Here is a 20,560-nt window from a genome sequence, read left to right as displayed (position 1 = left end):
GGCAGGGGCGCACGCCGGACACAGCAACGGCTCATTCTTCCACGGCCCCGGGCGCCCGCCAAAATCGGCCGTCCGCCCCCTCCTCCCAGCCGAGCTCGGCCAGGATGCGCCGGTCGTGCTTGTCGAGCGCGGCGGGGTCGCAACGCTCGATCAGGTCGGGCCGGTTGCGGGTGGTCCGGCGGAACGCCTCGTCGCGCCGCCACCGGGCGATCCTGCCGTGGTGCCCGCTGACCAGCACCTCCGGGATGCCCCGGCCGCGCCACTCAGGGGGCTTGGTGTAGACCGGGCCCTCCAGGAGGTCGGCCATCGCGCCCGGGGCGAAGGAGTCGTCCGCGTGCGACGCGGCGTTGCCGAGGACGCCGGGCAGCAGCCGGGCGACCGCCTCGGTGATCACCAGCACGGCCGCCTCGCCGCCGGCGAGCACGTAGTCCCCGATGGACACCTCGTGGACCTCGAGCTTCTCGCCGTACTCCTCGATCACCCGCCGGTCGATGCCCTCGTAGCGGGCCGGGGTGAACACCAGCCAGGGCCGCTCGGAGAGCTCGACGGCCAGCTCCTGGGTGAACGGGCGGCCGCTGGGGGTCGGGACGACGAGCACCGGCGCACCGGCCCCGGACTCCCCGGACTCGATGACCGCGTCCAGCGCCTCGCCCCAGGGGTCGGGCTTCATGACCATGCCGGGGCCGCCGCCGTAGGGGGTGTCGTCGACGGTGTTGTGGCGGTCGTGCGTCCACTCCCGCAGGTCGTGGACCCGGACGTCCAGCTGTCCGCGGGCGCGCGCCTTGCCCACGAGCGAGACGTTCAGCGGCTCCAGGTACTCGGGGAAGATGGTGACGACGTCGATGCGCATCAGCCGCCGTCCTCCGTCTTGCGCTGCTCCTCCGCCCGGCCGGGACCGTCGGCCTGCTCGGAACGGCCGCTCGCCACCTCGGCCTCGGCGCCGTCGATCAGACCCGGCGGCGGGTCGATGACCGCCCGCTGCTCCTCCAGGTCGATCTCGGGGACGATCTCGGCGACGAACGGCACCATCACCTCGCTGCCGTCCGGACGCCGCACGATCAGCAGGTCCTGGTAGGGCAGATGGGAGATCTCGGCGATCCGGCCGACCTCGGTCCCGTCGACGGTGACCACGTCGAGGTCCATCAGCTGGTGGTCGTAGTACTCCTCGGGGTCCTCGGGGACCTCCTCGGGGTCGATCTCAGCGATGAGCAGGGTGTTCCGCAGCGCCTCGGCGGCGGTCCGGTCGGCCACGCCCGCGAACCGCAGCAGCAGCCGGCCGCTGTGCACCCGGCCCGTCTCGATGGTCAGCGGTCCGACCGAGGCCGGGTCCGTGGCCAGGACCGCGCCGGGACCCAGCCGCAGCTCCGGCTCGTCCGTGCGCACCTCGACGGTGACCTCGCCCTTGATGCCGTGGGCCCGGCCGATTCGCGCGACTACCAGCTGCACTGTCGGTTCACTCCTCTTCGCGGCTCGACCGCCGCCCCTCCCGAGGTGATTCCTCGCGTCGAGGTTTCTGCATGAATGGTGGCCGTTGACGTTCTGCCTGCATGGTCGCAGTCGACAAAGGCCGGGGACGGTCCACTGGACCCTCCCCGGCCCGTGCCGGTGTTCAACCGCCTGTCAGTGGACCTGGTCCACGTCGACGAGGTCGACGCGGATACCACGGCCACCGATGGCGCCCACGACGGTGCGCAGGGCACGCGCGGTGCGGCCGTTACGGCCGATCACCTTGCCGAGGTCGTCGGGGTGCACCCGGACCTCCAGCACGCGTCCGCGACGCAGGGTGCGCGAAGCGACCTGCACCTCGTCGGGGTTGTCGACGATGCCCTTCACCAGGTGCTCGAGGGCCTCCTCGAGCATCCTCAGGCCTCGGTCGACTCGGTGGACTCAGCAGCCGGGGCCGCCTCGTCCGACTTCTTGTCGGCCTTCTTCGCCTTGGGGGTGATGGCCTCACCCTTCGGCTCCTCGCCGGAGTCCTTCACAGCGGCCTCGAAGAGGGCGCGCTTGTCGGCCTTCGGCTCGGCGACCTTCATCGGCGGCGGGGCGGGCAGACCCTTGTACTTCTGCCAGTCACCGGTGACCTTGAGGATGGCGAGAACCGGCTCGGTCGGCTGCGCGCCGACACCCAGCCAGTACTGGGCACGCTCGGAGTCGACCTCGATGCGCGAGGGGTTCTGCACCGGGTGGTACAGACCGATCTCCTCGATGGCCCGGCCGTCACGGCGGGTACGGGAGTCGGCGACGACGATGCGGTAGTGCGGCGACCGGATCTTGCCCAGGCGCTTCAGCTTGATCTTGACTGCCACGGGAGTGGTGTCTCCTGCTCTATGACGTGTTTGAACGCACGGCTGCCACGTGGGGTTGTGGGATCCGAGTGCTCGATGGACGCGTCAGCCGAGGGAGAGAGGGGTCCGGACCGGCTGCCGAGTACTCAGCGGTCCATTCTGCCACACCACGGCGGCGTCGCCGTACGGCCCCCGGGCGCCCAGGATCGGGAGCCCGGCGGGCCGTACGGCGACGCCGCCGTGGATCAGGCCGCCGCTGCCGCTTCGGGGATCCGGAACGGTTTGCCGCACCCGCCGCAGACGATCGGCGCCTGCGCCAGGACGGACGGAACGACCCGGACATTGCGCCCGCAGTCGCACACGGCCTTGACCCGCACCCCGCCCCCGGAGGAGCCGTGCCGTGCGGCGGGGCCGCGGAAGCTCCGGGCGGAGTCGGTCGCCGTGGCGGCGGTGTGCGCCTTGAGGGCACGCTGCAGCCGCTCGATGGTCGGGCGGTAGCGCTTGCGCGCCTCGGGACTGAGAACGACCAGCGAGAAGCCGCTGCTGGGGTGCGGCTCCTCGGAGTGGTCCAGCCCCATCTCCTCGGCGATCGCGAGGAATCTGCGGTTGTGGTAGCGGCCGGCCCGCGACGTGTCGCGGATCCCGCGGGCCGCGGCGAGACCATGGACGGCTTCGTGGAGAAGCCGCTCGAAGGAGAGCTCGGCGCCACAGGCGGACGAGGACTCTCCGATCAGTGATTCGGGCGCGGCGAGATCCGGCAGCTCGGGGTGGTGCCGTTGAATGTCGGCCCACGCCTGCGCCAGCTCCGCGGCGAGGACAGGTGGTGTCGTGCTCACGTCGTGACAACGAGCCGGAGTGCCCCGGTGTTCCGATTCCGGGGCATCCCAAATAATTTGCACGTACCAGTCAGTTCACACTCATGCGTCGCGACGAGGGCGGGTGCGCCGATCCATGGAGGAGCTGCGCAGCTCCCACCAAGCCGGTACGTACCATCCCGTACGCCGTGAAGCGTAGGGAATCTCCTCACCCCCGGGGACTGGGCGGTTCCGGGGCCGTCGTCCCTGGTCCGCGCGGTGTCCCGGGACCCGGCGGACCCGGCGTGCGCTCAGTACGAGCGCGCGACGATCGCGAGCGTACCGGGGGCGTCGTCGGAGTCCGGCACCGACCCGTCCTCGGCGACCAGACAGCGCACCGTCACCGCCTGCTCGGCGAGCCGGGCCTCGCCCTCGGGGCCCAGATCGGCCCACGGGATCCGCGCCCAGCCGCCGGCGGTCGCGGCCTCGGCCGCCTCGTCGAGGGTGCGCACGTCGGAGGTCCGGGCCTCGCGGCGCTCGCGGGACTGCCGGAGCAGCAGCGCCTGGTCCTCCTCCAGGACCTTCGGCAGCAGGGTGTCCAGCTCGTCGATCCGCACCGGCTCCTTGCCGCCGGGGCTGTGCTTGCCCAGGATCCGGCGGGCCAGGACGGCGGTGCCGCTCTCCAGGTCACGCGGCCCGACCTCGATCCGGACCGGGACGCCCTTGAGCTCCCAGTCGACGGCCCGGCGGCCGAACGGGGTGTCGGTGCGGTCGTCGACCCGGACCCGGATGCCGGCGGCCTTCAGCCGGTCGCCGATCTCGCGGACCGCCGCGATCACCGCGTCGTCGCCCTTGATGGCCAGGACGACGGCCTGGACCGGTGCCAGGCGCGGCGGCACCCGCAGCCCGTCGTCGTCGCCGTGGGACATGATCAGGCCGCCGACCATCCGCGTCGAGGCGCCCCAGGAGGTCTGCCAGACCAGCTCCTGCTTGCCGTCCCGGGAGAGGTACCGGGTGCCGAACGCCTTGGCGAAGTTCTGTCCGAGTTCGTGGCTGGTGCCCATCTGCAGGGCCTTGCCGTCGCCCATCATCCCCTCGAGGGTGAGGGTGTTGATGGCTCCGGCGAAGCGCTCCTCGGGCGTCTTGCGGCCGAGCACCACGTCGATCCCGAGGACATCGGTCATGAAGTCCGCGTAGACGTTGCGGTGGATGTGAGCGGCGTAGTCCCGGGCGTCCTCGTAGGTGGCGTGGGCGGTGTGGCCCTCCTGCCAGAGGAATTCGGTGGTGCGGAGGAAGACGCGCGGGCGCATCTCCCAGCGGACCACGTTCGCCCACTGGTTGATCAGCAGCGGGAGGTCGCGGTAGCTCTGCACCCACTTCGAGAAGTACTCGTTGATGATCGTCTCGGAGGTGGGCCGGACCACGACCGGCTCGTCGAGTTCCTTGCCGCCGCCGTGGGTGACCACCGCGAGCTCCGGGGCGAAACCCTCGACGTGCTCCGCCTCGCGGGTCAGGTACGACTGCGGGATGAAGAGCGGGAAGTACGCGTTGGCGGCCCCCGCCTCCTTGATCCGGGCGTCCAGCTCCTGCTGCATCCGCTCCCAGAGGCCGTACCCGTACGGTCGGATGACCATGGTGCCGCGCACCGGACCGTTGTCGGCCAGTTCGGCCTTGTTGATCAGGTCCTGGTACCAGCGCGGGAAGTCGTCCGCCCGGGGAGTGAGTACGGGAGCCTTTGCCATGGCGGAGATGGTACGGCGGTGCCACCCTGAAAGCTGAATCGGCCGGGCGCGCAGGTGGCGACGGGGGCGCACAAAGGGGGCACGCAAGCATTGCGGCACGCCCCCTGGACTCGGGAAGGGATGCGGAGTTCCCTGGCATACGGGGGAGCGGAGCAGCGCGGTCACGGGGGCGGGTCAACCAGACGGAACGGCTCTCGGCGGATTGGGGCGCATCCATGACACCCACGCTCGTACGGCAGCACCACGTCCACCCGGCGTCCCCGCCTCGTCCGGAGGGCAGCGCGCGCGCCCGCGACTGGGCGGAGATCCAGGAGCGCATGCTGGTGCCGCTCTACGAAGCGGTCTACGAGCGGCTGGAGACCGGTCCCGGCACCCGGCTGCTGGGACTGGGGTGCGGCTCGGGCCTGGCCCTGCTCATGGCGGCGGCGCGAGGGGCGCGGGTGGCCGGCACGGAGCGGGATCCGCGGCGACTGGACCTGGCCCGGGAGCGGCTGCTGCCGCCGTACGACGAGGGCGGGCCGGCAGGGGGCGCGCCCCGGCTGGGCCGCGGGCCGGAGGACGTGGCGGACCCGGGCGGACGGGCGTTCACCCTGGTGACGGCCTTCGACCCGCAGACGTACGCCGGGGGCGACCCGGTGCCGCTGCTCGCCGCGGCGGGCGCGGCGGCGGAGCGGGGCAGCCCGGTGGTGCTCGCCGGCTGGGGCCCCGCCGAACGGTGCGCCACCTCGGCGGTGCTGCGGGTGGCCTCCCGGCCGGCCGACGGCCCGCCCGACGGCGACGGCACGCCGGGCGGCTGGCGCCCCGGCGGCCGCGACGACCTGGAGGACCTCGCGCACCGCGCGGGCCTGCGGCCCGACGGATCGGGGCGGGTGGCCTGCCCGTTCGGCTACGCCGGGATGGAGAGCGCGCTGCGGGGCCTGATGTCGACCGGACTGTTCGACGCCGCGGTGGCGGCGACCGACCCGGAACAGGTCGAGAAGGAACTGACCGAGGCGCTGCACCCACATCTGCGCGCCGACGGCACGGTCTGGATGCCGAACGTCTTCCGTTACCTCATCGCCCGGGTGTGAGGCGCCCCGCCCGGAGGCGGGGCTCCGCGCCCCGGGGCGTGGAGCCGGCGCACCGCCCGGAGGCGTGCCACCGGCACCACGATGCCCGCGGCGTACGCGTCACTTGCCGTCCGGCGGCAGCATGTCGCGGAACTCCTTGGGGAGTTCGAAGGAGCCCGGGCCCTGGTCTGCGCCCGGCGCGCCGAACGCGTTGCCCGCGGACGCCGCCCGGCGCTCTGCCGCCGCCTGCTCCTCGGCCTTGCGCTTCATCGGGTTGCCGCTCTTGCGCTTGCCCTTGGCCTGCTTCTGCTGCTTCTTCTGCCGGCCGGGGCCGCCGCCCATGCCCGGAACCCCCGGCATGCCGGGCATACCGCCGCCCTGCGCCATCCGCGACATCATCTTGCGCGCCTCGAAGAACCGCTCCACGAGGTTCTTCACCGCGCTGACGTCGACACCCGAGCCCTTGGCGATGCGGGCGCGGCGGGAGCCGTTGATGATGTGCGGGTCGTGCCGCTCACCGGGCGTCATCGACTTGATGATCGCGGCGGTGCGGTCCACGTCCCGCTCGTCGAGGTTGTTGATCTGGTCCTTCATCTGCCCCATGCCCGGGAGCATGCCGAGCAGCTTGGAGATGGAGCCCATCTTCCGGACCTGTTCCATCTGGGCCAGGAAGTCGTCGAGGGTGAACTCCTTGGGGCCCTTCGCCAGCTTCTGGGCCATCTTCTCGGCCTCTTGCTGGCTGAAGGTCTGCTCGGCCTTCTCGATCAGGCTGAGCATGTCGCCCATGCCCAGGATGCGGGAGGCCATGCGGTCCGGGTGGAACGCGTCGAAGTCGTCCAGCTTCTCGCCGTTGGAGGCGAACATGATCTGGCGGCCGGTGACGTGCGCGATCGAGAGCGCGGCACCGCCGCGGGCATCGCCGTCGAGCTTGGAGAGGACCACGCCGTCGAAGCCGACGCCGTCCCGGAAGGCCTCGGCGGTGTTGACCGCGTCCTGACCGATCATGGCGTCGACCACGAACAGGACCTCGTCCGGGCTGACCGCGTCGCGGATGTCCGCGGCCTGCTGCATCAGCTCCTGGTCGATGCCGAGACGGCCGGCGGTGTCGACGATGACCACGTCGTGCTGCTTGCCGCGGGCGAACTCGATCGAGTCCTTCGCGACCTGCACCGGGTCGCCCACGCCGTTGCCCGGCTGCGGGGCGTAGACCGCGACGCCGGCGCGGTCGGCCACCACGGCGAGCTGGTTGACGGCGTTGGGGCGCTGGAGGTCGCAGGCCACGAGCAGCGGGGTGTGCCCCTGGCCCTTGAGCCACTGGCCGAGCTTTCCGGCGAGGGTGGTCTTACCGGCGCCCTGGAGACCGGCGAGCATGATCACGGTCGGCGGGTTCTTGGCGAACCGCAGACGGCGGGTCTCGCCGCCGAGGATGCCGATCAGCTCCTCGTTGACGATCTTGATGACCTGCTGCGCGGGGTTCAGCGCCTGGGAGACCTCGGCCCCGAGCGCGCGCTCCTTGACCTGCTTGATGAAGGCCCGGACGACCGGCAGCGCGACATCCGCCTCGAGGAGCGCGATACGGATCTCGCGCGCGGTGGCGTCGATGTCCGCTTCGGACAGGCGGCCCTTGCCCCGGAGGTTCTTGAACGTCGCTGCGAGGCGGTCGGAAAGAGTGTCGAACACGGCGGTCGCGAATCCTCGGATCGGGGGCGGTCTCGGACCTCCCCGGTGGAGCGGGGAAGAGTGCCCCCCAGCGTATCCGTCCGGCCCGGGTACGGTCTGCCCCGCACCCGGGCGGTCCCGCGCCGGCGGGTCAGCGCAGCGCCTCCTCGACGGTCCGCGCCACCTTCCCGGCCTGGGTACCGTCCAGCGGGGAGCCCGCGGCGTCCGTGACGTAGAACGCATCCACGGCGTTCGCGCCGAGCGTGCTGACGTGGGCGCTGCGCACCCGGACGCCGGCCCCGTCCAGGGCCCGGCCGATGCGGTGCAGCAGTCCGGGGACGTCCCTGGCGCGCACCTCGATGACGGTGGCGCGGCGGGAGCCCTCCGGGGCGACGGTCACCCGCGGCGGCGGAGCCGGCACACCGCGGCGGCGCGGATGGGCCGCCTCGCGCTCCGCGAGCCGGCCCGGGATGTCGAGCGATCCGTCCAGGGCACGGACCAGGTCGCTGCGCAGCCGGGCGGCCTGTGGCAGCGAGCCGTACTCGGCGGCCACCCGCCAGGTGAGCAGCAGCACACCGCCGGTCCGGTCGTCGGCGTCCGTGGCCCCCGCCGTGCCCGTCGGCCGGTGCCCTGCGACGCCGTCGGGCAGATCGACGGCGCGCAGGTCGGCGGCGCGCACGGTGAGCCGGTGCATGGCCAGCACCCCGGCCACCGCGGGCAGCACGCCGGCCTGGTCGGGGACGGCGATGAGCAGTTCGACGCCGACCGGCTCGGGGCCGCGGTCGTCCGTGCCGGCCCTCGGCGGCTCCGCGTCCGGCGCGGTGCGCTCCTCCCCCGGCGGCTGCGGCTCGGTCCGGGTGTGCAGCGCCAGCACCGGGCCGCCGGTGCGCCAGGACTCCAGCGCGAGCCGCTCCTGCTCCGCGGTGGGCTCACCGGGGTCGGTCAGATCCTCCACCGGCTCGCCGGCGAGCACCGCGGCGACCCGCTGGACCAGGTCGGTGACGAGCGAGCCGCGCCAGCCGCTCCACGCCGCGGGACCGGTGGCCAGGGCGTCGGCCTCGGTGAGCGCGTGCAGCAGTTCGAGGGTGCTGCCGCTGCCCACCGCGTCGGCGACGGACCGGACGGTCTCGGGGTCGTCCAGGTCGCGCCGGGTGGCGGTCTCCACCAGCAGCAGGTGGTGCCGGACGAGCGTGGCGAGCACGGCCGCGTCGGCCCGGTCGAAGCCGAGCCGTCCGGCCACGTCCCGGGCGATGACCTCGCCCGCGACGGAGTGGTCACCGGGCCAGCCCTTGCCGATGTCGTGCAGCAGCGCGGCCATGAGGAGCAGGTCGGGGCGGCCGACGCGGCGGGTCAGGCCGGAGGCGCGGACGGCGGTCTCCACCAGGTGCCGGTCGACGGTCCAGCGGTGGACGGGGTTGCGCTGCGGACGGCACCGCACCCGCTCCCAGTCCGGCAGCAGCCGGGTGATCAGGCCCTCGGCCTCCAGCGCCTCCCAGACGGCCACCGTGGAGACCCCGGCGCCCAGCAGGGTGACGAGCTGTTCGCGGGCCTCGGCGGGCCAGGGCTCGGGTAGCGGGCGTACGGCCGCCGCCAGGCGCCGTACGGCGTGCCGGGAGAGCGGCAGTCCCGCCTGGGCCGCGGCGGCGGCCGCCCGCAGGGGGAGCACGGGGTCCCGCTCGGGGCGCGCGGTACGGACGAGCACCACCTCGCCGTCCTGCTCCACGACGCCCTCGGCGAGCGGGGTGCGCTCGCCGTACTCCCCAGGCGCGCGGCTGCCGGAACGCGCCCCGCGGCCGCCCAGCAGCCCCCGGAACCGGGGCCTGGCGGCGCGCGACCGGAGCACCCGGCCCACCTCGCGCCAGGTCACGTCCCCCGCGTACGACACGGTGCGCGCGGCCTCGTAGACCTGCCGCAGCAGGGCGTCGCCGTCCAGCAGGCCGAGATCGGCGGCGACCTGGTCCTGTTCCTGGAGGGCCAGCCGGTCGGTGGCCCGTCCGGTGGCCAGATGCAGGGCGTCCCGGGTGTCCAGCAGCCGGCGGCGGGCCTCCTCCAGGCCCTCCCGCGGGGCGTCGGCCAGCCAGGACGCGGCGACGGCCCGCAGGGCGGTCAGGTCGCGCAGCCCGCCGCGGGCCTCCTTGAGGTCCGGCTCCAGCAGGAACTGCAGTTCGCCCTGGCGATGGGCGCGCTCCCGGGTCAGTTCGTGCAGCTCGGGCAGCCGCCGCGGCGCCTGGTTGCGCCAGTCGGCGAGCACCGCGGTGCGCAGCCCGGCGGTGAGCCCGGCGTCGCCCGCGACATGCCGCGCGTCCAGCAGTCCGAGCTGCACCTTCAGGTCCTCGCCCGCGGTACTGCGCGCCTCGGCCGGGGTGCGGACGGAGTGGTCGAGGGCGAGCCCGAGGTCCCAGACCGGGTACCAGATCCGGTCCGCGATCGCCGCCACGGCTCCGGCGTCCGCGGTCCCGTCGTGCAGGAGCAGCAGGTCGAGGTCGCTGCGCGGCGACAGCTCGCCGCGGCCGTAGCCGCCGACGGCCACCAGCGACACCCCCCGCGGCCGGTCGGCGTCGGTCGCCCCGTTCAGCAGCGCGGCCAGCCACTCGTCGGTGAGCGCGGCCAGCCCGGCACGGCGCGGCGGCCCGGACCGCGCCCCCTCCTGGAGGAGGCGCAGCCGGGCCGCCGCATATCCGCCGGGCCCCGAGCCGGCCGGTTCCATCCGCTCTCCGATGCTCTCCGCAGTCACTCGGGCTCCCTGCCGTGGGTCGTGGGTCGTCCGCTCAGGGGTTCTTGCCCTCAGAGCGCGTCCGGGCCGCGCTCGCCGGTCCGGACCCGGACCGCCGACTCGACCGGGACGCTCCACACCTTGCCGTCGCCGATCTTGCCCGTGCGGGCCGCCTTCACGACGAGCTCGATCAGCTCCTCCGCGTCGGCGTCCTCGACCAGCACCTCGATGCGGATCTTGGGCACCAGGTCGACGGTGTACTCCGCGCCCCGGTACACCTCCGTGTGCCCGCGCTGGCGCCCGTAACCACTGGCCTCGGTGACGGTCAGACCATGGACGCCGAAGGACTGCAGCGCCTCCTTGATCTCGTCGAGCCGGTGCGGCTTCACGACCGCGGTGATGAGCTTCATGCGTCCACCTTCTTGTTCTTCCGGTCCTTCTCCACCTGGTGCTGCGCGGCTGCCGGGGCGCTCTCCCTGCCGAGGGCGGGCACCGTACTACGGCCCACCGGCGAGCCCCCGACCGCGCTGAAGTCGTAGGCGGTCTCGGCGTGGAAGGCCTGGTCGACACCGGAGGTCTCGTCGTCCTCGCTCGCCCGGAAGCCGATGGTGGCGTCGACGAACTTGGCGAGGAGCCAGGACACCACGAAGGAGAACGCCATCACCGAGAAGGCTCCGACCGCCTGCTTGCCGAGCTGGGTCAGGCCGCCGACCCCGTCGGTGGCCAGCAGGCCCACCAGCAGGGTGCCGAGGACACCGCCGACGAGGTGGACGCCGACGACGTCGAGGGAGTCGTCGAAGCCCAGCTTGTACTTGAGGCTGACCGCCCAGGAGCAGACCGCGCCGGCGACCAGACCGATGGCGATGGCGCCGAAGGCGTTCACCGCGGCACCGGACGGGGTGATCGCGACGAGGCCCGCGACGGCGCCGGAGGCGGCGCCCAGCGTGGTGAACGCGCCGTGCCGGATCCGCTCGTAGATCAGCCAGCCGAGCATGGCGGCACCGGTCGCGACCTGCGTGTTCAGCGCCATGTTGGCGGCGGTTCCGTCGGCGGCGAGGGCCGAGCCGGCGTTGAAGCCGAACCAGCCGAACCACAGCAGTCCGGCGCCCAGCATCACCAGGGGGAGGCTGTGCGGCCGCATCGGCTCCTTCTTGAAGCCGATGCGCTTGCCGACGACGAGCACCGCGGCCAGCGCGCCGATACCGGCGTTGATGTGCACCGCCGTGCCGCCGGCGAAGTCGATCACTTCGAGCTTGAACAGCCAGCCGTCGGCCTGCCACACCCAGTGCGCGACCGGGAAGTAGACGATGCTGACCCAGAGGGTGATGAAGAGCGCCCAGGCGCTGAACTTCACCCGGTCCGCGAGCGCGCCGCTCATCAGCGCCGGGGTGATGATCGCGAACATCAGCTGGAACAGCGCGAAGGCGAAGACCGGAATGCCTTCCTTGCCGTCGGTCAGCGTCTCGGGGCTGATGCCCTTCAGGCCGATGTGATCGAGATTGCCGATCAGTCCCACGCCGGTGTCATCGCCGAAGGCCAGCGTGTAGCCGAACAGCACCCACAGCACGCTGACGATGCCGAGGGAGATGAAGGACATCATGAGCATGTTGAGGGCACTCTTCACCCGCACCATGCCGCCGTAGAAGAAGGCCAGTCCCGGTGTCATCAGCATGACGAGCGCGGCACTGATCAATACGAATGCGGTATCTGCAGCATTCAATGTCGACGTCTCCTCGTTGCGACGGCCCGTGCGGGCAAGGAACTGCTGTGGGCCGGTTTTCGCCACGAGATTGACTCAGGCCGGTTTCCGTCGATGCCGCACGGTGTTTCGCCGCAGTGACGAAGCGCGGCGGGATGTTACGCACGGGTGAACTGCGCGCGTGCTCCGCGCCGCCCGGTTACGCTCCCGCGATCACGCGGACCGGCCGCGGCCGCCATCCGGATGACCTGGCATGAGGGGAGCCGAGTCGGGCTTCACGGGATGGCCGCCGCGGCCGGGGTCGATGGGCCGCGCACGTCGGTGACCAGGGGTTTTCCCAAGGAACGTCTGGGGCGACTCGCCTCAGACCGCCTGGGCGACCTCCGGGGTGTCGGGCAGGTGGGTGGCGAGCTGCTCGGTGAGCCGGATGACCTCGGCCACCCCGGAGAAGTCCCGCGCGGCGCTGTCCACGGTCTTGCGCAACCGGGTGTTCACCCGCTCCGAGCGGACCTTCCGGGCGATGTCGAGAGCCTTTCCCGCCTGATCGGCGGAGTGCTCCGGCTCCTTCTTGAGCAGGTGGACGGTGGCCATCCCGATCAGATTCAGCGCATAGGACCGCAGGTGCTCCGGGTCCTCGCGGAAGAGCTCCACGGCCTTGCGCATCACCGGCTCGGCGAGCGAGGCATAGGTCGGGCTGCGGCCCGCCACATACGCCAGGTCACGGTAGGAGTGGGCGTTCTCCCCGTTGAGCTCGGCCTCGGAGAAGAAGCGGATCCAGTCCGGGTCGCCGTCCTTCGGCGAGGCGTCGCCGAAGGCATCCTCGGCCATCCGGACCGCGCGGTGGCACTTGTTGGGCTGGCCCATGTTGGCGTACGCCCGGGCCTCCACCGCATACAGCATCGCCTGGGTCCGCGCGGTGGAGCAGTCCCGGCTGCCGTACTGGGCGAGATGGATCAGCTCCAGGGCGTCGTCCGGCCGCCCGAGGTGGATCATCTGCCGGCCCATGTTGGACAGGATGTACGAGCCGAGCGGCTTGTCTCCGGCCTCCTTCGCGGCGTGCAGCGCCAGGACGAAGTACTTCTGGGCGGTGGGCTGGAGCCCGATGTCGTAGCTCATCCACCCGGCCAGCTCGGCGAGCTCCGCTGCGATCTTGAACAGCCGCTGCGACACCGCCGACGGATGCGGCTCCTGCAACAGGTCGGTGACCTCGTGCAACTGGCCGACAACCGCCTTGCGGCGCAGCCCGCCACCGCACTGGGCGTCCCACTGCCGGAACATCACCGTGGTGGACTCCAGCAGGTCCAGCTCCGGCCCGGACAGCCGGGCCGACCGCCGGGGGCCGCCCTGCGCGGGCACCGCGGGCGCGTCCGGCAGGCCGGAGGCCGGGGCGGGGACCAGCCACCGCTGCAGCGGCTCGACGAGGGCCGGGCCGGCGGCGAGCGCCAGCGACGTCCCGAGGAAGCCGCGCCGCGCCAGCATGAGGTCGCTGCGCGAGAAGTCACTGAGCAGCTCGACGGTCTGCGGGCCCGCCCAGGGGAGGTCGACCCCGGACACCGACGGCGACTGGTGCGCGGTGCGCAGGCCGAGGTCCTCGATCGCCACGACACAGCCGAACCGCTCCGAGAACAACTCCGAGAGGATCCGCGGGATCGGCTCACGCGGCTGCTCGCCGTCGAGCCAGCGGCGCACCCGGGAGGTGTCGGTGCTGATGTGGTGGGCGCCCATCTGGCGGGCGCGGCGGTTCACTTGGCGCGCCAGCTCGCCCTTGGACCAGCCGCTGCGCACGAACCACGAACCCAGCTGATCGTTGGGGCGCTTGTCGGCGCTCGTGCCGCCACCGCCACTGCCGCCCACCGAATACGCCCCCATCCCGGCTCAGCCGTTCCGTCCCGACCGCCTCCGGGGTGCCGCCCGCTGCGGCTTCCTGATCCCGGGAAGTGCCCCTCCGGCCGCATGAGCAGACGGGCTGTCATGGCTCCGGCACACCCAACAGAGGGCGCGCTCCCGGCGGTTCGTGCACCGAAAGTAATCCTACGATCACTGCTCCCGCGAGGCGGTTCGCGGAAACGCCACCATTCGCCACCCCTTGGAATGAACTCGGCTGCGGCTCTTCACGCTTCACTTGACACCGGACGATCAGCGAACGGTGGAGCGGTGTGCGCAGAGGCGCACGCGCCGCCGTGCACCACCCGGCGTGCCCCACCACGCCGCCCGCCGCATGGGGTGGAACCGGAGTCACGACGGACGGTGATGGCGAGACTCCATGACGTAACCATCGGCGACTGCGACCCGTTGGAGGGAGCATGGGCTTCACGATCGGCGGCATCCTCGACATGCGGTCCGGCTCGCGGCGGCGCAGCCGCGCGTCCGAGTCCACGGCGGTGGCGGAGTACACCGGCCTGTGGGGGTGGGACGTCGCCCCCGGTGCCCGGGCCAAGCGGCCCGGTGACGGCGGTCCCGCCGAGTGTTCCTGCGGGGAGCCGGACTGCCCCGCCCCCGGGGCCCATCCCCTGGTCTTCGCCCCCGAGGTGAAGGCCGGCGCCACGCTGGAGGAGGTGCTGGCCGCCTGGCGCGAGGTGCCGGGCGCCGCGGTGCTGCTGCCCGTGGGCCGGTCCTTCGACGTCATCGAGGTGGCCGAACCGGTCGGCCGGCACGCCCTGGTCCGCCTGGAGCGGATGGGGCTCCCCGTCGGCCCCGTGGCCGTCACCCCGCACCGGCGCGCGCAGTTCTTCGTCGCCCCCGGGGCCGCGGCCGAGCTCCCCGCGCTGCTCTACCGGATGGGCTGGGACGACGCCGCGGAGCTGGACCTGCGCGGGCTCGGCACCGGCGGCCACATCACCGCTCCGCCGTCCGACCTGGCCGGGCTCGGCCCGGTGCGCTGGCTCCGCCCGCCGACGCTGGACACCGCGGGCCGCCCCCCGGAGGCGCGGATCCTGCTGGGCACCCTGGCGTACTGCTGCCACCGCTCGGCGTTCTACGCCTGAGTCGGCGCGGGCCTCCGCACATGGCCACTGCCGCGGGCCGCCCACGGCTCGTCGCGGACACGAGGCCCAAGGAGTCCTACGGGAATTCGGCCCACAGCACGACGGGGCCCGTGGTCAGCCCACTCACGTGAGTAGGCTGACCACGGGCCCCGTCCGGTCCGTCCGTCAGTCGCCGATCAGCGCGTCGACGAAGGCCTCGGGCTCGAACGGCGCCAGGTCGTCCGGCCCCTCGCCGAGGCCGATCAGCTTGACCGGCACGCCCAGCTCGCGCTGCACGGCGACCACGATGCCGCCCTTGGCGGTGCCGTCCAGCTTGGTCAGCACGATGCCGGTGATGTCCACGACCTCGGCGAAGACCCGCGCCTGCACCAGGCCGTTCTGCCCGGTCGTCGCGTCCAGCACGAGCAGCACCTCGTCCAGCGGACCGTGCTTCTCCACGACCCGCTTGACCTTGCCGAGCTCGTCCATCAGCCCGGACTTGGTGTGCAGCCGGCCGGCGGTGTCGATGAGGACGACGTCCGCGCTCTCGGCGATGCCCTCCTTGACCGCGTCGAAGGCGATCGACGCCGGGTCGCCGCCCTCCGGACCGCGGACCGTACGGGCTCCGACCCGCTCGCCCCAGGTCTGGAGCTGATCGGCGGCGGCGGCCCGGAAGGTGTCGGCCGCGCCGAGCACCACGCTGCGGCCGTCGGCGACGAGCACCCGGGCCAGCTTGCCGGTGGTGGTGGTCTTGCCGGTGCCGTTGACGCCGACGACCATGACCACGCCGGGGACCTCTTCGCCGCCGTCGGTCCGCACCGAGCGGTCGGCCTCCGTGCCGATCAGCTCCAGCAGCTCCTCGCGCAGCAGACCGCGCAGCCCCTCGGGCGTTCGGGTGCCGAGGACCTTCACGCGCTCCCGCAGCCGCTCGACGAGCTCCTGGGTGGGGGTGACGCCGACATCGGCGGTGAGCAGGGTGTCCTCGATCTCCTCCCAGGTGTCCTCGTCCAGATGTTCCCGGGAGAGCAGGGTCAGCAGCCCCTTGCCCAGGGTGCTCTGGGAGCGGGAGAGCCGGGAGCGCAGCCGGACGAGGCGGCCGGCCGTGGGCTCGGGGACCTCGACCGGCGGGACCGGCTCGGTGACGACCGGCGCCTCCGGCGCCGTCGGGGCCTGCGCCTCGGGAAGGCCGACCTCCTCGATGGTGCGGCGCGGTTCGTCGCGCGGCGTCTCGGCTTCCTCGCCGACGTGCGGCTCGGCGGGCGGAGCGGTGATGGTCGGCGTGCTCGACGGCCCGGAGGGCGGCAGCTGCTTCTTCCGGCGGCTGCTGACCACGAGACCGCTGATCGCGCCGATCGCGACCAGGGCGATGACTACAGCAAGGATGACGATTTCCATAACGCACCCAGTATCAGTCACCCTGTGGGTTCTTCCATGTCTCCCCCCTCGGAGTTTTCCGCATGCCCCACACCTCCGACGGCACCGCCGGTGCCGCGAAAGGCGCTATAGAGACCCGCGGTATCGAGCCGGTCCCGGACAGCGAACGGCACGGCCGGGTCAGGGAACTCTTTCCGACCTGGGTCGCCGCGAATATCAGCGTGCTGCTGCTCACGATGGGCGCGGGCCTGGTGGTCTTCAACGGCCTCAACCTCTGGCAGGTCCTGCTGGTGGGGATCTGCGCGGCAGGCGTGTCGTACGGCCTGGTGGGGGCGCTGTCGGTGGCGGGCAAGTGGGGCGGCGCGCCCGGCCTGACGCTGTCCCGCGCGACCTTCGGAGTCCGCGGAAACCTTTTCCCCGGCATGATCATCTGGATCGCCCGGTTCGGCTGGGAAACGATCAACGCCGTGACCGGGGCGTACGCCATTCTGACCGTGCTGGATCTGCTCTTCGCGATCAAGAGCAACACCGTGCTGATCGTGGTCACGCTCTTCGCATTCGTCGGTTGCACCTTCCTGGTCAGCGGGATGGGCCGCACGGTGCTCCAGGTGTGCAACACCTGGTCGACGTATCTCTTCGGCGCCTTCAGCGTGCTGGTGCTGGGCTACCTGGTCACCAACACCGACTGGGACAGCGTCTTCTCCAGGCCCGCGGGCAGCACCGCCACGCTGATCGCCGGGATCGGCACCATCGCGGCCGGCGGCATCAGCTGGGTGCCGTCCGGGCCGGACTTCGCCCGGTATCTGCCGCACCGCGCCTCGGGGCGGCGGATCGTGGCCGCGACGGCCTCCGGCGCCGGCCTCGTGGTGGTGCCGATGGTGCTGATGGGCGCGGTGATGGCGGTGAGCGTGCCGGATCTCGCCAAGGCCACCGACCCCGTCTCCTTCCTGGGCGACGTGCTGCCGATCTGGCTGGCCGTGCCGTATCTCCTCACCGCGCTGGTGGGCATGCTGCTGATCAACAGCCTGTCGATGTACTCGGCCGGCTTCACCGCCCAGACCATGGGCGTGCGGCTGCCGCGGTCCCTGGCGGTCAGCGTCAACGCCGTCATCAGCCTGGTCGGCGGGCTGCTGCTGATGCTCGTGGCCAAGAGCTTCTTCGGCTCCTTCATCACCTTCCTGACCCTGCTGGCCGTCTCCTTCTCGGCCTGGATCGGCGTCTTCGCGGTGGACATGGCCCGCCGACGGAAGCGGGCGGTCCGGTACGACGGGGACGGGCTGCTGGACACCGGCCGGACCAGCCGCTACTGGTACGCGGGCGGCTTCGCCTGGCAGGCGATGCTCGCCTGGGGTGTCGCGCTGGTCGCGGGGCTCTGCTTCACCAAGGTCGACTGGTACAGCGGACCGCTGGCGACGACCTGGATCGGCGCCAACGGCCTGGGCTGGGCGGCGACCATCCTGATCGCGGCGGCGGCGTTCGCGGCGCTGCCGGAGCCCCGGGAGAACGTCCCGGCCGCCGAGCCCGAGGCGGCCGGCGCGGAGGGCATCCCGCAGCAGGTGCACTGACCTGTTCAACTGACGGTACGTCAGCTAACCTCCCCTTCGCCCACCGCTGGTGAACCGTTTCCCCGGTCCGCCCGCGCCCCGGCGAAGGGGAGGTCAGGCATGCCCGTCACGGTCCTCCGGTTCAACCTCGTCGACCCGGCCGCGACGCCGGAGTCCCTGTCGCACCGCTACCGGTCCGCGCTGGAGATGGCCGCCTACGCCGACGACCGCGGTGTGTCCACCGTGCAGACCGAGGAGCACCACGGCGCGGGGAACGGCTGGCTGCCGTCGCCCCTGGTCTTCGCCGGCGCCGTCCTCGGCGGCACCCGGCGGATCTCCGTCACCGTCTCCGCGCTGATCGCGCCGCTGTACGACCCGCTGCGGCTGGCCGAGGACCTGGCCGTCCTGGACCTGGCGAGCGGCGGCCGGCTGGTGACGGTGGCCGGCCTGGGGTACCGCCCCGAGGAGTACGCCGCGCACGGCCGGGACTGGCAGCGGCGCGGCCGGCTCCAGGACGAGGCGCTGGAGACCCTGCTGAAGGCCTGGACGGGTGAGCCGTTCGACCACCGGGGCCGCACCGTACGGGTCATGCCGCGCCCGTTCACCCGCCCGCATCCGCCGCTGTTGGTGGGCGGCGGTTCACGGCCCGCCGCGCGCCGCGCCGCCCGGCTCGGGCTGCCCTTCTTCCCCAGCGCCCACCTGCCGGAGCTGGAGGCGTACTACCTGGCGCGATGCCGGGAGTACGGCACCGCGGGGTGGTGCACCATGCCGTCCGCCGGGACCTCCCTGCTGCATCTGTCCGAGGATCCGGACCGCGCCTGGGCGCTGTACGGCGGACACCTGCTGCACGAGGCGCGCACCTACGCCTCCTGGCAGGCGGGCCCGGGCGCCCGGTCCGCGGTCCGGTCCCGCGCCGCCGACGTGGCGGAACTGCGCCGGGAGGGCGTGTACCGCATCGTCACCCCCGAGGAGTGCCTGGCGCTCGCGGAGCCGGCGGGCGGGGACGCGCTGGTGCTGCATCCGCTGTGCGGCGGCCTGCCCGTGGACGAGGGATGGCGCAGCCTCCATCTGTTCGGCGAACAGGTACTGCCCCGGCTCAACGGATGAGCCGGGGCAGTACCTGTCGTGAGGAGAGGGGCAGCGGGGTTTAGCCCATCTCCTCCAACGCCTTGCCCTTGGTCTCCGGCACCCACTTGAGGATGAAGGGGATCGAGAGCACGGCGAAGACCGTGTAGATCACGTAGGCGCCGGACAGGTTCCAGTCCGAGAGGGACGGGAACGACACGGTGATCACCCAGTTGGCCACCCACTGGGCGGAGGCGGCGACACCGAGGGCCGCGGCACGGATCTTGTTGGGGAACATCTCACCGAGCAGCACCCAGACGACCACACCCCACGAGAGGGCGAAGAAGAGCACGAAGGCGTGGGCGGCGACCAGGGCCACGGTGCCCTGCAGGTCGGGCATGGTGATGTCGGTGCCGGTGCCGGTCTTGAACGAGAAGGCCCAGGCGGCAAGGCCGAGCGAGACCGCCATACCGGCGGAGCCGATCAGCGCGAGCGGCTTGCGGCCGATGCGGTCGACGAAGATCATCGCGATCACGGTGCCGACGATGTTGATGATCGACGTCGTGAAGGAGTACAGGAACGAGCTGCTCGGGTCGATGCCCACGGACTGCCACAGCGACGACGAGTAGTAGAAGATCACGTTGATGCCGACGAGCTGCTGGAAGACCGACAGGCCGATACCGATCCAGACGATCGGAAGCAGGCCGAGACGGCCGCCGAGGAGGTCCTTGAAGGTGGACTTCTCCTCGCTGTGCATCGCGGTCTCGATCTCGTCGACGCGGACGTCGAGATCGACGTTCTTGCCCTCGACCTCCGCCAGGACCTTGCGGGCCGCGTCGTGGCGCCCGGCCGCGATCAGGAAGCGCGGCGACTCGGGGATCACGAAGGAGAGCAGCCCGTAGACGACCGCCGGGACGACCATCACGCCGAGCATCCACTGCCAGGCCTCGAGGCCGGCTATCTCACCGCGCTGGTCACCGTCGGCCGAGTTGAGGATGGCCCAGTTCACCAGCTGGGAGACGGCGATGCCGATGACGATGGCGGCCTGCTGGAACGAGGCGAGCCGGCCGCGGTAGGCAGGCGGGGCGACCTCGGCGATGTAGGCCGGGCCGATGACGGACGCCATGCCGATGGCGACGCCGCCCAGGACGCGCCACAGGGCGAGGTCCCAGAGGCCGGTCGGCACGGCCGAGCCCACGGCGCTCACGGTGAACAGGAGGGCCGCGATCTGCATGACGCGGATGCGGCCGATGCGGTCGGCGAGGCGGCCCGCGGTGGCGGCACCGGCGGCACAGCCGATCAGCGCGGCCGCGATGACCTGGGCGAGCGTCGACGAGCCGACGTCGAAGCGGCCGCGGATGGCCTCGACAGCGCCGTTGATCACCGAACTGTCGTACCCGAAGAGGAACCCGCCCATGGCGGCTGCGGCCGTGATGAAGATGACGTGGCCGAGGTGCTCCGGTCGGGCCTTACGGCCTTCTGTCGCAGGTGGCTGCGCGGTGCTGGTCAACGTTTACTCCTGGAGCCCGGCCGCGTCGCCGGGTTTGGGGGGACTTCCAGTGGGGTGCAATCAGGCAACCACCACTTGAAGGTAAAAGGAACGTTGCAGAGACTATTCCTTCAAGTTTCTAAGTCAATAGGTCGTGACCAAGATGTTTCCCCGATGCCCATCG

At 72.2% G+C, this 20,560-nt stretch carries 17 protein-coding genes; 4 read left to right on the top strand and 13 right to left on the bottom strand.

Annotated elements, in window-relative coordinates; genetic code table 11:
* Window positions 1-31: 31 nt before the first annotated feature.
* The 6 genes from trmD to proS form a co-directional block, all read right to left on the bottom strand.
* The gene (trmD, locus tag AC3EQ1_RS12155) at window positions 32-850 is read right to left on the bottom strand and encodes a tRNA (guanosine(37)-N1)-methyltransferase TrmD (protein ID WP_432094326.1); all 819 of its coding nucleotides are present in this window, start codon (window positions 848-850) and stop codon (window positions 32-34) included.
* Window positions 850-1,446, bottom strand: coding sequence for a ribosome maturation factor RimM (rimM, locus tag AC3EQ1_RS12150; RefSeq protein WP_432094325.1), 597 nt, complete (start codon window positions 1,444-1,446; stop codon window positions 850-852). The genes trmD and rimM overlap by 1 nt, the downstream gene beginning before the upstream one ends.
* A 174-nt stretch (window positions 1,447-1,620) precedes the next feature.
* Window positions 1,621-1,860, bottom strand: a complete 240-nt coding sequence (locus tag AC3EQ1_RS12145; protein ID WP_073726853.1) for an RNA-binding protein — start codon at window positions 1,858-1,860, stop codon at window positions 1,621-1,623.
* A 2-nt stretch (window positions 1,861-1,862) separates the two neighbouring features.
* Entirely contained in the window at window positions 1,863-2,306 is a 444-nt protein-coding gene (rpsP, locus tag AC3EQ1_RS12140) for a 30S ribosomal protein S16 (RefSeq protein WP_388850596.1), read from the bottom strand.
* 224 nt (window positions 2,307-2,530) lie between these two features.
* A complete protein-coding gene (locus AC3EQ1_RS12135) occupies window positions 2,531-3,121 on the bottom strand; it encodes a hypothetical protein (RefSeq protein ID WP_388850599.1) in 591 nt (196 codons plus the stop codon).
* A 269-nt stretch (window positions 3,122-3,390) separates the two neighbouring features.
* The gene (proS, locus tag AC3EQ1_RS12130) at window positions 3,391-4,821 is read right to left on the bottom strand and encodes a proline--tRNA ligase (RefSeq protein ID WP_432094324.1); all 1,431 of its coding nucleotides are present in this window, start codon (window positions 4,819-4,821) and stop codon (window positions 3,391-3,393) included.
* 215 nt (window positions 4,822-5,036) lie between these two features.
* Between proS and AC3EQ1_RS12125 the strand changes: the two genes are divergently transcribed.
* On the top strand, window positions 5,037-5,891 hold the full coding sequence (locus tag AC3EQ1_RS12125; RefSeq protein ID WP_432094323.1) for an SAM-dependent methyltransferase: 855 nt from the start codon (window positions 5,037-5,039) through the stop codon (window positions 5,889-5,891).
* Between the two features lie 99 nt (window positions 5,892-5,990).
* On the opposite strand, the gene ffh is transcribed toward AC3EQ1_RS12125, so the two are convergent.
* The 5 genes from ffh to nsdA all read right to left on the bottom strand — a co-directional run bounded on the left by ffh (window position 5,991) and on the right by nsdA (window position 13,795).
* Complete coding sequence (ffh, locus tag AC3EQ1_RS12120) at window positions 5,991-7,550, bottom strand: signal recognition particle protein (RefSeq protein WP_388850608.1); 1,560 nt, start codon at window positions 7,548-7,550, stop codon at window positions 5,991-5,993.
* Between the two features lie 130 nt (window positions 7,551-7,680).
* Window positions 7,681-10,236 carry a [protein-PII] uridylyltransferase gene (locus AC3EQ1_RS12115; RefSeq protein WP_432094367.1) on the bottom strand — a complete coding sequence of 852 codons (2,556 nt, stop codon included), beginning with the start codon at window positions 10,234-10,236 and terminating at the stop codon, window positions 7,681-7,683.
* A gap of 77 nt (window positions 10,237-10,313) precedes the next feature.
* Entirely contained in the window at window positions 10,314-10,652 is a 339-nt protein-coding gene (locus AC3EQ1_RS12110; RefSeq protein ID WP_351511463.1) for a P-II family nitrogen regulator, read from the bottom strand.
* Window positions 10,649-11,962, bottom strand: a complete 1,314-nt coding sequence (locus AC3EQ1_RS12105; RefSeq protein WP_432094322.1) for an ammonium transporter — start codon at window positions 11,960-11,962, stop codon at window positions 10,649-10,651. The genes AC3EQ1_RS12110 and AC3EQ1_RS12105 overlap by 4 nt, the downstream gene beginning before the upstream one ends.
* Window positions 11,963-12,304: 342 nt before the next feature.
* On the bottom strand, window positions 12,305-13,795 hold the full coding sequence (gene nsdA, locus AC3EQ1_RS12100; RefSeq protein WP_432094366.1) for a transcriptional repressor NsdA: 1,491 nt from the start codon (window positions 13,793-13,795) through the stop codon (window positions 12,305-12,307).
* Between the two features lie 449 nt (window positions 13,796-14,244).
* Here nsdA and AC3EQ1_RS12095 point away from each other — a divergent pair, with 449 nt between their 5' ends.
* The gene (locus AC3EQ1_RS12095) at window positions 14,245-14,925 is read left to right on the top strand and encodes a bifunctional DNA primase/polymerase (RefSeq protein WP_432094321.1); all 681 of its coding nucleotides are present in this window, start codon (window positions 14,245-14,247) and stop codon (window positions 14,923-14,925) included.
* Window positions 14,926-15,090: 165 nt separating this feature from the next.
* On the opposite strand, the gene ftsY is transcribed toward AC3EQ1_RS12095, so the two are convergent.
* Complete coding sequence (gene ftsY / locus AC3EQ1_RS12090; RefSeq protein WP_432094320.1) at window positions 15,091-16,299, bottom strand: signal recognition particle-docking protein FtsY; 1,209 nt, start codon at window positions 16,297-16,299, stop codon at window positions 15,091-15,093.
* A 62-nt stretch (window positions 16,300-16,361) separates the two neighbouring features.
* On the opposite strand from ftsY, the gene AC3EQ1_RS12085 reads away from it, so the two are divergent.
* Together AC3EQ1_RS12085 and AC3EQ1_RS12080 are read left to right on the top strand one after the other, a co-directional pair.
* A complete protein-coding gene (locus AC3EQ1_RS12085) occupies window positions 16,362-17,843 on the top strand; it encodes a purine-cytosine permease family protein (protein WP_432094319.1) in 1,482 nt (493 codons plus the stop codon).
* A 99-nt stretch (window positions 17,844-17,942) separates the two neighbouring features.
* Window positions 17,943-18,929, top strand: a complete 987-nt coding sequence (locus AC3EQ1_RS12080) for an LLM class flavin-dependent oxidoreductase (protein ID WP_432094318.1) — start codon at window positions 17,943-17,945, stop codon at window positions 18,927-18,929.
* Between the two features lie 40 nt (window positions 18,930-18,969).
* Here AC3EQ1_RS12080 and AC3EQ1_RS12075 read toward each other — a convergent pair whose 3' ends face one another.
* Window positions 18,970-20,397 (bottom strand): sugar porter family MFS transporter, encoded by a 1,428-nt coding sequence (locus AC3EQ1_RS12075; protein WP_432094317.1) that lies wholly within the window; start codon window positions 20,395-20,397, stop codon window positions 18,970-18,972.
* Window positions 20,398-20,560 lie beyond the last annotated feature (163 nt).

The organism is Streptomyces sp. bgisy100 (assembly GCF_057709105.1).
This window is presented reverse-complemented; position numbering and strand designations above follow the sequence as displayed.

Excerpts from the sequence above, each read along its gene's own strand:
- trmD (WP_432094326.1), bottom strand. The coding sequence starts at position 850 with ATGCGCATCGACGTCGTCACCATCTTCCCCGAGTACCTGGAGCCGCTG.
- AC3EQ1_RS12145 (WP_073726853.1), bottom strand. The coding sequence starts at position 1,860 with ATGCTCGAGGAGGCCCTCGAGCACCTGGTGAAGGGCATCGTCGACAAC.
- proS (WP_432094324.1), bottom strand. The coding sequence starts at position 4,821 with ATGGCAAAGGCTCCCGTACTCACTCCCCGGGCGGACGACTTCCCGCGC.
- AC3EQ1_RS12125 (WP_432094323.1), top strand. The coding sequence starts at position 5,037 with ATGACACCCACGCTCGTACGGCAGCACCACGTCCACCCGGCGTCCCCG.
- AC3EQ1_RS12115 (WP_432094367.1), bottom strand. The coding sequence starts at position 10,236 with ATGGAACCGGCCGGCTCGGGGCCCGGCGGATATGCGGCGGCCCGGCTG.
- AC3EQ1_RS12110 (WP_351511463.1), bottom strand. The coding sequence starts at position 10,652 with ATGAAGCTCATCACCGCGGTCGTGAAGCCGCACCGGCTCGACGAGATC.
- AC3EQ1_RS12095 (WP_432094321.1), top strand. The coding sequence starts at position 14,245 with ATGGGCTTCACGATCGGCGGCATCCTCGACATGCGGTCCGGCTCGCGG.
- ftsY (WP_432094320.1), bottom strand. The coding sequence starts at position 16,299 with ATGGAAATCGTCATCCTTGCTGTAGTCATCGCCCTGGTCGCGATCGGC.
- AC3EQ1_RS12085 (WP_432094319.1), top strand. The coding sequence starts at position 16,362 with ATGCCCCACACCTCCGACGGCACCGCCGGTGCCGCGAAAGGCGCTATA.
- AC3EQ1_RS12080 (WP_432094318.1), top strand. The coding sequence starts at position 17,943 with ATGCCCGTCACGGTCCTCCGGTTCAACCTCGTCGACCCGGCCGCGACG.